The sequence below is a fragment of the Romboutsia sp. LXY-2 genome (assembly GCF_056171995.1).
Map to the genome: position 1 here is coordinate 96,970 of NZ_JBKFGI010000016.1, position 11,642 is coordinate 108,611.

Annotated in this window: 11 protein-coding genes; all 11 read left to right on the forward strand. The window is 30.6% G+C overall.

Translation table 11 applies throughout. The features are described 5' to 3' along the window. Positions 1 to 12: 12 nt before the first annotated feature. The 11 genes from murI (at position 13) to ACI48P_RS20100 (ending at position 11,431) form a co-directional block, all read left to right on the forward strand. A complete protein-coding gene (gene murI, locus ACI48P_RS20050) occupies positions 13 to 822 on the forward strand; it encodes a glutamate racemase (RefSeq protein WP_475218983.1) in 810 nt (269 codons plus the stop codon). Between the two features lie 127 nt (positions 823 to 949). After that, positions 950 to 1,363, forward strand: coding sequence for a YwiB family protein (locus ACI48P_RS20055; protein WP_475218985.1), 414 nt, complete (start codon positions 950 to 952; stop codon positions 1,361 to 1,363). Positions 1,364 to 1,565: 202 nt separating this feature from the next. Further along, positions 1,566 to 2,951: a tRNA lysidine(34) synthetase TilS gene (gene tilS / locus ACI48P_RS20060; RefSeq protein ID WP_475218987.1), complete on the forward strand. Its 1,386-nt coding sequence runs from the start codon at positions 1,566 to 1,568 to the stop codon at positions 2,949 to 2,951. Positions 2,952 to 2,983: 32 nt separating this feature from the next. Next, a complete protein-coding gene (ftsH, locus tag ACI48P_RS20065) occupies positions 2,984 to 4,969 on the forward strand; it encodes an ATP-dependent zinc metalloprotease FtsH (protein ID WP_475218989.1) in 1,986 nt (661 codons plus the stop codon). Between the two features lie 231 nt (positions 4,970 to 5,200). Further along, a complete protein-coding gene (locus tag ACI48P_RS20070) occupies positions 5,201 to 6,178 on the forward strand; it encodes a biotin--[acetyl-CoA-carboxylase] ligase (protein ID WP_475218991.1) in 978 nt (325 codons plus the stop codon). A gap of 171 nt (positions 6,179 to 6,349) precedes the next feature. After that, entirely contained in the window at positions 6,350 to 6,946 is a 597-nt protein-coding gene (locus tag ACI48P_RS20075; protein WP_475218993.1) for an ECF transporter S component, read from the forward strand. Positions 6,947 to 6,964: 18 nt separating this feature from the next. Then, on the forward strand, positions 6,965 to 7,735 hold the full coding sequence (locus tag ACI48P_RS20080) for a type III pantothenate kinase (protein WP_475218995.1): 771 nt from the start codon (positions 6,965 to 6,967) through the stop codon (positions 7,733 to 7,735). A 119-nt stretch (positions 7,736 to 7,854) separates the two neighbouring features. Then, the gene (gene dusB / locus ACI48P_RS20085) at positions 7,855 to 8,829 is read left to right on the forward strand and encodes a tRNA dihydrouridine synthase DusB (protein WP_475218997.1); all 975 of its coding nucleotides are present in this window, start codon (positions 7,855 to 7,857) and stop codon (positions 8,827 to 8,829) included. Positions 8,830 to 8,928: 99 nt separating this feature from the next. After that, positions 8,929 to 9,408: a transcription elongation factor GreA gene (gene greA, locus ACI48P_RS20090; RefSeq protein WP_475218999.1), complete on the forward strand. Its 480-nt coding sequence runs from the start codon at positions 8,929 to 8,931 to the stop codon at positions 9,406 to 9,408. Positions 9,409 to 9,423: 15 nt separating this feature from the next. Continuing rightward, the gene (gene lysS, locus ACI48P_RS20095) at positions 9,424 to 10,929 is read left to right on the forward strand and encodes a lysine--tRNA ligase (protein ID WP_475219000.1); all 1,506 of its coding nucleotides are present in this window, start codon (positions 9,424 to 9,426) and stop codon (positions 10,927 to 10,929) included. Between the two features lie 316 nt (positions 10,930 to 11,245). Beyond that, entirely contained in the window at positions 11,246 to 11,431 is a 186-nt protein-coding gene (locus ACI48P_RS20100; RefSeq protein WP_475219001.1) for a hypothetical protein, read from the forward strand. Positions 11,432 to 11,642: the final 211 nt, after the last annotated feature.

Sequence of the window (11,642 nt, forward strand, 5' to 3'; positions counted from 1 at the left end):
GAAGGTGCGAAAATGAGCAATAGACCAATCGGGGTTTTTGATTCGGGCCTTGGGGGACTTACTGTATTAAAAGAGATAAAGAAGATACTTCCAGATGAAAATATAGTATACTTTGGAGATACAGCTAGAGTTCCTTATGGACCAAGATCTAAAGAAACTGTAATGAAATATACTTTTCAAGCTATAAACTTCTTAATCTCAAAGGATGTAAAAGCTATTGTAATAGCTTGTAATACAGCTACAGCTAGAGCGTTGAAGGAAGCTAAGGAAAAGTATGATATACCTGTTTTAGGGGTTATAGAGGCTGGTGCCAGAACAGCTGCATATTCTACAAAAAATAAGATTGTAGGAGTAATAGGGACAGCTGGAACTATAAACTCAAAGGCATATAATCAGGAAATAGGAAAAATAGACAAAGATATAAAAATAATAGATAAAGCATGTCCTTTATTTGTTCCTATAGTTGAAGAAGGTTGGGCAAATACAGATATAGCGCATTTAACAGCAAAAAGATATTTAGATGAGCTTAAAGAACAAAATATAGATTCTTTAGTGTTAGGATGTACTCACTACCCATTATTAAAAAGAACTATCGGTGAAATAGTAGGGCCTAAAATAAAACTTGTTAATCCGGCAAAAGAAACTGCGAAAGATTTAAATGATATATTAGAAGCTAATAATATAGTAAAAGATCCAGGCGAAGATCTAAGCTCTTGTGAGTACTATGTGTCTGATATACCGGATAAGTTTGCTGAAGTAGCTAAAGAATTTTTAAATGAAGAAATAGAAAATGTACAGCATGTAGAAATACAGAAATATTAATATTAAAATAATAAATAAACTTTGGATATTATCTAGAGTTTATTTATTATTTCTGATTATATTACTTAATTCGAGGATATTTTATAAGTATAGTGAGAAGCAGAAAGTTTGTAGGAGGTGAATTAAATTGAACGTAAAAATTGATATAGATACTATTCAATATGATGAAAATAGAAATAAAGATATAATGAGCACAAATGCAGAAGGTACTATGTACGAAAAAAATAATGATATATACATAGTTTATAAAGAAAAAGAAGATGGTTTAGAAATTACTAATACAATTAAAGTATCGAAAGATGAGATAACTATAAAAAAATTCGGTAGTACAAATTCTACAATGAAGTTTAAAAAAGGTGAAACTGATTTAGTTAAATATAGAACAGTTCATGGTTTATTCATAATAGAAAACAGTACAAAAGAATTACAAATCAGCATAGATAATGATAATATAAAAATAAAAATAGAATATAATATAAAAGTAATGGATTTATTTAACGGTACAAATGAAATAACAATAAACGTTAGAAAAGTTAACTAGAAATTTGCCGAAATTTAAGTATATAACTGATATTATATAAATTTTACAAAGGTAGTTAAAACACTACCTTTTATTTAATTTATTTGGTATTATAATAATTATACTAAATTTATATCTTTTAAAAAAAGATACAAGGGTTTAGCGTTTTTTTATAGAAAATATACATAAAAGTTAATAAAAACTAAATGTAAGAGGGATAAATATGATTTTTGAAAAAGTACTAAGTACTATAAATAAATATAACCTAATACAAAATGGTGATAAAATTGTATTGGGACTATCGGGAGGACCCGATTCGGTTTGTTTACTACATATATTAAATAGATTAAAAGAAAATTTAGATATTGAAATATACGCAGCGCATTTAAATCATCAAATAAGAGGGATAGAAGCTCAAAAGGATGCATTATATATAGCGGACCTTTGTGAAAAGATGGGTGTAACGTTTTTTGTAAAATCTATTAATGTTCCTAAGTATTGCGAAGATAATGGGTTGTCAGTAGAAGAAGGAGCTAGAAAGCTTAGATACGAAATGTTTTATGAAATAATGCATAAGACAAAATCTAATAAAATTGCAATAGGTCATAATCTTAATGACCAAGCAGAAACTGTTCTGATGAGAATGATGAGAGGAACAGGGCTTCAAGGATTAAAAGGAATAGACCATGTTAGAGATAATGTAATAATTAGGCCTATTCTAGATATAGATAGAGCAGATATAGAAAAGTACTGCGAAGACCAGGATTTAAATCCTAGAATAGATAAAACTAATTTACAAAGCATATATACAAGAAATAAAATTAGATTAGAACTTATTCCATATATGAAGGATAATTTCAATCCAAATATAATAGAATCTATAGTAAGGATGAGTAATAGTTTAAGAAGTGACAATGATTACATAGAACAAGAAGCAGAAGTTAAATTTAAAGAAGTATCATCTTTGAAAGAAGACTCAGTAGAAGTTGAATTAAAATATTATTTAAACTTACATAATGCGATAAAGGTTAGGGTTTTAAGAAATGCTATAAAACATATACTTGGAGATACTAATTTTGTAGATCAAAAACACATAGATGATATTATTGAACTAGAAGGTGAAAATAAAGTAAATAAAAGAATAACACTTCCTAGGGGAGTTTTTGTTTACAGAATGAAAGAAAGTATAATCTTAACTACTAAAGAAATAGTTAATGAGGAAATAGATTTTTGTTATAATATACCTAGTAATGGTTTTATAAAGATAAAAGAATTAGGTGTTGTTATTGAAACTCAAAAAATGTCTATAGAAAGATATAGAAGCATGAGAGCTGATAAAACATCTAAGGGGTTTGATTTTAATAAAATAAAAGGAGGTATAACTGTTCGAAGTAGAAAGCAAGGTGATAAAATAAAACTTGCTATAGGTAGCAAAAAACTTAAAGACTTATTTATTGATTTAAAAATCCCACGAGAAGATAGATGCAAAGTACCAGTAATCACAGATGAAGAAGGTGTAATCTGCGTAGGAGATTATAAGATGAGTGAGAACTATAAAATTGATTCAGGAACAAAAGAAGTCTTAAAGGTTAGCTTTAAGAAACTTTAGAATAAAATCAACTTACGAAAGGAGGGCTTCTTTTGAACAAACTTCTAAAAGGAGCAGGTTTCTACCTACTTATTTTTATAATAATAGTTGGAATAGTGCAGTTTTCAGGCAACCCTACAGACAAGATAGATGAAATGGAATTTTCTCAAGTATATAGGGAATTAAGTGATGAAAATATATCTAGGCTATATTTTATAAGTGAGACATATGTAGAAGGAACTATCAAGGATACAAACACTAAGTTTAGGTCATATGTACCAGAAGAAATAATGGGAAATCAGTTAGCTGATGAGGTTTTAACTCAAGCTAAGCAAGGTAAACTAGTATTTGGAGGAGAAGCAAAACCATCTGCGCCATGGTTTATTGAAATATTACCAACGTTATTACTAATATTCTTTATGGTAATACTTTGGTTTGTATTTATGAATCAGTCTCAAGGTGGAGGCGGAAAAGTAATGAACTTTGGTAAATCAAAAGCTAAGGTTCACAAAGATGATGAAAAAACAAGAGTTACATTTAAGGATGTAGCAGGATTGAATGAGGAAAAAGAAGATTTACAAGAAGTGGTCGACTTCTTAAAGAATCCTAAAAAATACATAGAATTAGGAGCTAGAATACCTAAAGGTATGCTTATGGTAGGCCCTCCAGGTACAGGTAAGACATATTTATCAAGAGCTGTAGCTGGTGAAGCAGGAGTACCATTCTTTAGTATAAGTGGTTCTGACTTCGTTGAAATGTTTGTTGGGGTAGGGGCATCTAGAGTTAGAGATTTATTCGAGCAAGCTAAGAAAAATGCACCAGCGATAATATTCATAGATGAAATAGATGCAGTTGGTAGAAAAAGAGGAGCAGGTCTTGGCGGTGGTCATGATGAAAGAGAGCAAACTCTTAACCAATTACTAGTTGAAATGGATGGGTTTGGTGTAAACCAAGGTATAATAATAATGGCTGCTACAAACAGACCTGACATACTTGACCCAGCACTTCTTAGACCAGGAAGATTTGACAGACAGGTAGTTGTTGGAGCGCCAGACGTTAAAGGTAGAGAAGCTATATTTAAAGTTCACTCTAAAAACAAGCCATTAGCAGATGATGTTAAGGTTGAAGTTTTAGCAAGAAGAACACCTGGATTTACTCCAGCTGATATAGAAAACTTAATGAATGAAGCTGCAATACTTACAGCAAGAAAAAGAGAAAAGAAAATAGAAATGGCAACAATAGAAGAAGCTATAACAAAAGTTATTGCTGGTGTTGCTAAAAAATCTAGAGTAATAAGTGAGCCTGAAAGAAGACTTACAGCATATCATGAAGCAGGTCATGCGGTATGTGCTCATATACTTGAACATGTAAGTCCAGTGCATCAAGTTACAATAGTACCTAGAGGTAGAGCTGGAGGATTTACAATGCAACTTCCAGTTGAAGATAAGTTCTATGCTACTAAAAACGAAATGAAGGAAAATATAATAGTTTTACTTGGTGGTAGAGTAGCAGAAGAATTAGTTCTTGATGATATATCTACAGGAGCATCAAATGATATAGAAAGAGTAGCATCAACTGCTAGAGATATGGTTACTAAATATGGTATGAGTAGTAAACTTGGACCTATGGCATTTGGTGATAATTCAGATGAAGTATTCTTAGGAAATAGCTTCTCTAGTAAAAGAAACTATTCTGAAGAAGTTGCTTCTGAGATAGATAAAGAAATAAGAAGAATAGTTGAGAATTCACATAGAGAAACTAAAAAAGTATTAGAAGAAAATATGGATAGACTAGAATATGTTGCTCAAGCATTACTAGTTTATGAAACTTTAGATGCAGATCAATTTATAAAGGCGTTCAATAAAGAATTACCTTTAGAAGTTCAAGAAGAAGCTGTAACTAAAGAAACTACTATAGATTTATCAAAAGAAGAAAAATCAGAAGATGTAGTAGAAGTAAAGGAAGAAAAAGTTACTAAGATAGACTTTAGTAAGCCAGAAGATACTACAAACAATGATGACTCAAAAGAAGATAAATAAGTAATTAAAAGGACCTAAATTTTAGGTCCTTTTTGCGTGTAAAAAAATTTGAGGAACTTGATAAGTAGTTGGTGCTATAAAGTGATTCGATGATCTAGTTGATCAAGTGAAATTATTATATAGAGAATAGAAAAGAATAATTTGTACATAAATTAATATATAAATATTAGATTAATGAGGTATAATTATTTTATTAGAATATCAAGAAAATTAAATTACATGAGGTGTAATATGAGAGATAAAATAATAGGAATTATATTAAATAACGAAAATGAATTTATATCAGGAGAAGATTTATCAAAACAACTTGGGGTTTCAAGAGCTGCTATATGGAAGCATATTAAATCATTAAGGGAAGAAGGTTATAATATAGAGTCTGTAAATAGGAAAGGGTATAGGTTGGCGGAAAAACCGATTGACTTGTTAACACCTCAAAATATACTCCATGATTTAAATACTAATTTTATAGGGAAAAATATTATACATTTTGATACAATTGGTTCAACAAATGATTATGGAAAAGAAATCGCGGGTAAAGAAATAGAGGGTACTGTAATAATAAGTGAAGAACAAACTAAGGGGAAAGGTAGACTGGGTAGAAATTGGCACTCTAAAATAGGCGAAGGTATATGGATGAGTATTATATTAAAGCCTAGCATGACTCCTTATAAAGCACCTTTTATTACACTAATTGCGGGTGCTAGTATAGTTAAAGCATTAAATGAATTAGGTATAGATGCGTCTATTAAGTGGCCTAATGACGTAATAGTTAATGGAAGAAAAATATGTGGAATATTAACAGAATTATCAGCAGAAATAGAGAGAATAAATCATATTGTGTTGGGAATGGGTATTAATGTTAAAACTATGGACTTTTCCCCGGAAATATCTGATATTGCAACTTCTTTAAGTAAAGAAGGGTATAATTTGTCTAGGGTGGAGATAGTTAAACATATTTTAGAACAATTTGAAAAATTATACATGGATTATGTAGAAAATGATAGTACATATGAAACTATAAAAGTATGTAAGCAGTATTCTGCAGTTATTGGGAAAGACATATACGCTATAAGAGGTGAAAATAAAGAACTTGTAAAGTGTCTAGATATTGATGAAAATGGGAATCTTATAGTTAGAAATTCTGATGGAGAAGTAAAAGAGATAATGTCTGGAGAAATATCAATAAGAGGATTAAAGGGATATATATAACAATCATTGACAAGGTAAATTACTATTGATACAATTGTTTTTGTTACAGCTGGTATCCTATAGCTAGGAGCCTGACTAATACAAAGAGAATATAAATTTAAAGCAACAAAGAAAAAACTAAAAATTAAAATGTCCGGCATCTTTATGAGCTGGAACGGGGGTGTATTTTTTATGATGAACACACAAACATCTAAAAGAAGTGTGAATGTAAGAAAGATGACCATAATATCGGTACTCTCAGCTATATCTATTATGCTGTCTATGATTCCTTTTGTAGGATTCATACAAATAGGTCCGATAGCTATAACTACCATGTATATTCCTGTGATTATAGGAGCTATAATGGAAGGACCTATGGCTGGAGCAGTAATAGGTTTAGTATTTGGAGCATCAAGCCTTATTAGGGCTCTTACAATGCCAACAGTAACATCTTTTGCATTTATTAATCCGCTAGTATCTATACTTCCAAGAGTGTTGATAGGACTATTAGCTTATTATGTATATGAGTTGTCAATGAAGTTGACTAAAAATGTATATATATCTGGATTAGTAACAGGAGCAGCAGGAGCTATAACTAATACAATAGGTGTATTAGGTATGATATATGTTTTATATGGAGCTAGATATGCTGAGGCTATGGGTGAAAGTGCTTCTGCAGCTAAAACATTAATAATGACTATCGCAGCAACCAATGGAATTCCTGAAGCAATAGGTGGAGCATTAGTAGTAGCGGCAGTTGCTGTTATACTTAAGAAGAGCAAAAAATAGAAAGAAGGTTAAAAATATATGCTTTTAGTATTTGACGTTGGAAATACCAATATGGTTTTAGGTATATATGAAAATGATGAACTATTAAGATATTGGAGAATAAACACTGATAAGGAAAAAACATCTGATGAATATGGGATGCTAATCAATAATTTATTCCAATATGAGAACTTAGAGTTAAAAGATATTGATGATGTAATCATATCTTCTGTGGTACCAAATGTTATGCATTCTCTTGAAAATTTCTGTATTAAATACTGTAACAAACAACCAATAGTAGTTGGTCCTGGAATAAAGACTGGACTAAACATAAAATATGATAATCCTAAGCAAGTAGGAGCAGATAGAATAGTAAATGCTGTGGCAGGTATAGAAAAGTATGGATATCCTCTAATAATAGTCGATTTCGGTACAGCGACAACTTTCTGTGCAATATCTGATAAAGGTGAGTATCTAGGTGGAACAATAGCTCCTGGTATAAAGATATCTAGTGAAGCATTATTCCAAAGAGCGTCTAAACTACCAAGAGTAGAATTAGTTAAGCCGGGTTCAACTATTTGTAAAACTACTGTAGAAGCAATGCAATCAGGTGTCATATATGGCTACGTAGGGTTAGTTGATAAAATAATAGAAATGATGAAAAAAGAATTAAATAATGATGATGTAAAAGTAATAGCGACAGGTGGATTATCAACATTAATAGCATCTGAAACTAATAGTATAGATAACGTTGATAAGTTCTTAACTCTAGAAGGATTAAAACTTATACACGCAAAGAACAAAGAATAGCAAGGGGGGAATTGGATTATAATCCAGTTCCTTTTTTGTGATAATGTATGAATTGGATAGGAATTAATAAAAAACTCTAATCATAAAAATTATTGTCTTAAAATATAAGGAGAAAAAATATGAAGATTGGTAATGTAGAATTAAAAAACAAAGTATTTCTATCGCCTATGGCAGGTGTAACAGATTTACCTTTTAGATTAATGTGTAAAGAACAAGATTGTGGTCTATTATATACAGAGATGATAAATGCAAAAGCTCTTTCATATGATGATGAAAATACTAAAAAGATGTTAAGAATAGAAGAGGAAGAACATCCTGTAGCAGTACAAATATTTGGTTCAGATCCACAATTCATGGGAAGAGCAGCAGAAATCATGAATGATTACCCTAATGAAATATTAGATATTAACATGGGATGTCCAGCTCCTAAGGTTGTTAAAAATGGAGATGGTTCTGCATTGATGAGAAATCCTAAATTAGCAGAAGAAGTATTAAAGTCAGTAGTTAAAAACTCTAACACGCCTGTAACTTTAAAAATAAGAAAAGGATGGGACGATGATAGTGTAAATGCTGTAGAAATAGCAAAAATAGCAGAAGCAAGTGGAATAAGTGCTCTTGCAATTCACGGAAGAACAAGGGAACAATATTACTCTGGAAAAGCAGACTGGGATATAATCAGAGAAATTAAGGATAATATTAGTATACCTGTTATAGGAAATGGAGATGTATTTAGTGTAGAGGATGCAATAAATATGTTAGACAAAACAAACTGTGATGCTATAATGATAGGTAGAGGTGCGCAAGGTAACCCGTGGATATTTAAGAGAATTAATCATTACATGGAAACCGGAGAAATATTACCAGAACCTTCTATAGAAGAAAAAATGAATACAGCGCTTAAGCACCTAAAATTAGCGGTAGAAGTTCATGGTGAATATGTGGCAGTAAGAGAAATGAGAAAACATATTGCATGGTACTTAAAAGGTCTTAAAAATTCAGCTAGAGTAAGAGATGAAGTTAATAAGATTGAAAGCTATGAAGGAGTTGTAAATAAGCTTACTAACTACATGGAAGAGTCCTTGACATTAGAATAATAGTGACTTATAATATAGCGCATAAATTAAAATGGTATAAATAAAATTTAAATACAAATTAGGTCAAACCTAAAATAGAGCGAAGGAGTTGTGGGGTTAATGGAAGATAAGAAAGAAATATTATTAACGCAAGAAGGATATCAAAAGATGGAAGATGAGTTAGATCTTCTTAAATCTGTTAGAAGAAGAGAAGTTGCAGAGAGAATAAAGGTTGCTATATCTTTCGGAGATATATCTGAAAATGCTGAGTATGATGAAGCTAAAAATGAGCAAGCTCAATTAGAAGAAAGAATATTAAAGCTAGAAAGTATGCTTAGAAGAGCTGTTATCATAGATGAAAGCAAAATAGACCTTAACATAGTTACAATAGGATCTATAGTTAAAGTTAATGATATTGAGTTCGAGGAACAAGTTGAGTACACTATAGTAGGTTCAGCTGAAGCTGATCCATATGATGGAAAGATATCAAATGAATCTCCAGTAGGAAAAGCTCTATTAGGTAGAACTATAGGAGATGTAGTAGAAGTTCAAGTTCCTGATGGAATAGCTAAGTTTGAAATATTAGAAATAAGAAGATAGTCTGGAGGAAGCATGATGAATAACGATCAAATACAAGAAGATCTTAGTGAAGTTCTTCAAGTAAGAAGAGACAAGTTAGCTAAGTTACAAGAAATGGGAAGAGATCCTTTCCACCAAAGCAGATACGATAGAACTAGTAATTCAGTAGAAATAAAAGATAACTTTGAAGCTTTTGATGGTAAAGTTGTTAAATTAGCTGGACGTATAATGAGCAAAAGAATACAAGGTAAAGCTGGTTTTATAGATGTACAAGATCAAGCTGGAAGAATTCAATGTTACGTAAGATTAGATAGAATAGGTGAAGAAGAATATTCTATATTCTCTACATATGATATAGGTGACATAATAGGTGTTGAAGGTGAAGTATTCAAAACTAAGAAAGAAGAGATATCAGTAAAAGCTAACGAAGTAGTTTTATTATCTAAATCTCTTCAAATACTACCAGAAAAATACCATGGATTAAAAGATCAAGATTTAAGATACAGACAAAGATATGTAGACTTAATAGTTAATCCAGAAGTTAAGGAAGCTTTCTTAACTAGAACAAAAGCTTTAAAAGCTCTAAGATCTTTCTTAGATGAAAGAGGATTCTTAGAAGTTGAGACTCCAATATTAAACACAATAGCTGGTGGAGCAAACGCTAGACCGTTTATAACTCACCACAATACTCTTGATATACCAATGTACTTAAGAATAGCTAACGAGTTATACTTAAAGAGACTTATAGTTGGTGGATTTGATAAAGTATATGAAATGGGAAGAATGTTCAGAAATGAAGGTATGTCTATAAAGCATAACCCAGAATATACTGCTATGGAATTATACCAAGCATACGCAGACTACACAGATATGATGGATATAACAGAAAATCTTGTATCTCATATGGCTGAAGTAGCTACTGGAAGTATGAAAGTAGATTATCAAGGTACTGAAATAGACTTCACTCCTCCTTGGAGAAGAATGACTATGGAAGACTGTGTAAAAGAATATGCAGGTGTAGACTTCTCTACAATAAATACTGATGAAGAAGCTATAGCTGTAGCTAAAGAACATAATATAGAAATAATGCCAGGAATGAGAAGAGGAGAAATAATAAATGCCTTCTTCGAAGAATTTGGTGAAGATAAATTAATACAACCTACATTTATAACTCATCATCCAGTTGAGGTATCTCCTCTTGCTAAGAGAAGTGTAGATGACCCAAGAAGAACGGATAGATTCGAAGCTTTCGCAAATGGATGGGAATTAGCTAATGCTTTCTCTGAACTTAATGACCCAATCGACCAAAAAGGAAGATTTATGGATCAAATGAGAAAGAAAGAATTAGGTGATGATGAAGCTTGTGATATGGACGAAGACTTCATAAATGCTTTAGAAGTAGGTCTACCTCCGACAGGTGGTCTTGGTATAGGTATAGATAGAACTATAATGTTATTAACTAACTCTACATCTATAAGAGACGTTTTATTATTCCCTACTATGAAACCAATAGAAAACAACCAAAATAAAATAGAAGAATAATTTATATAAATACTCATGTGATAATTTTGTTATCATATGAGTATTTTTTATTTGTTTAATATATTAAAACCTGTATTTATACTTTTAAACTTAGAATATTATTGAATTTATATGAAATCTAATAAAAATATTTTAGAATATATCAACAGTAAAGCCTAAGAATTGATAGTTAATCATGTTAAGGAAGCTTTAATGGTGTATAAAAGTTAAAAATATGAAGAAAATATGTAAATATTAGAAAAAAATTTTGTGAAGGAAAGAGGAATATTTATTAAGAATATATATTTATATTAAAAAAATACTGGGGGTAATGTGTATGTTTCAAATTTTTAACTGGATATGTTTAATATGTATATGTTTTTTGGTTGTTGAAATAATGATTTATTTTTGTAAAGATGCAATAAATTTATACAATGGAGCAAATGTTAAAAAAGCTAAAAATGTTGGAAAACGTAAGGTTGAAGGTGTTATGTATGAATACCAAAATAAAATAGCAAAATAAATATAAAAAAATAATAGAAAAAGTATTGACCATATAAAATAATGATGATATAGTATTACTTGTCCGAGAGATAAGGACGAAAAAACAAAAGAAAAAAAGAACTTTGAAAATTAAACAGTAGGTTAATTTATAGAATTTGAAACAACCAAACAAAGCCAGATATATAACAGTATCTGAGCCCGTTAAACTTTTATTTGAGAGTTTGATCCTG

Coding starts and splice junctions, on each gene's coding strand:
- tilS (WP_475218987.1), top strand. CDS start 1,566: ATGATTTTTGAAAAAGTACTAAGTACTATAAATAAATATAACCTAATA.
- dusB (WP_475218997.1), top strand. CDS start 7,855: ATGAAGATTGGTAATGTAGAATTAAAAAACAAAGTATTTCTATCGCCT.
- ACI48P_RS20080 (WP_475218995.1), top strand. CDS start 6,965: ATGCTTTTAGTATTTGACGTTGGAAATACCAATATGGTTTTAGGTATA.
- greA (WP_475218999.1), top strand. CDS start 8,929: ATGGAAGATAAGAAAGAAATATTATTAACGCAAGAAGGATATCAAAAG.
- ACI48P_RS20070 (WP_475218991.1), top strand. CDS start 5,201: ATGAGAGATAAAATAATAGGAATTATATTAAATAACGAAAATGAATTT.
- murI (WP_475218983.1), top strand. CDS start 13: ATGAGCAATAGACCAATCGGGGTTTTTGATTCGGGCCTTGGGGGACTT.
- ACI48P_RS20075 (WP_475218993.1), top strand. CDS start 6,350: ATGATGAACACACAAACATCTAAAAGAAGTGTGAATGTAAGAAAGATG.
- ACI48P_RS20100 (WP_475219001.1), top strand. CDS start 11,246: ATGTTTCAAATTTTTAACTGGATATGTTTAATATGTATATGTTTTTTG.
- lysS (WP_475219000.1), top strand. CDS start 9,424: ATGAATAACGATCAAATACAAGAAGATCTTAGTGAAGTTCTTCAAGTA.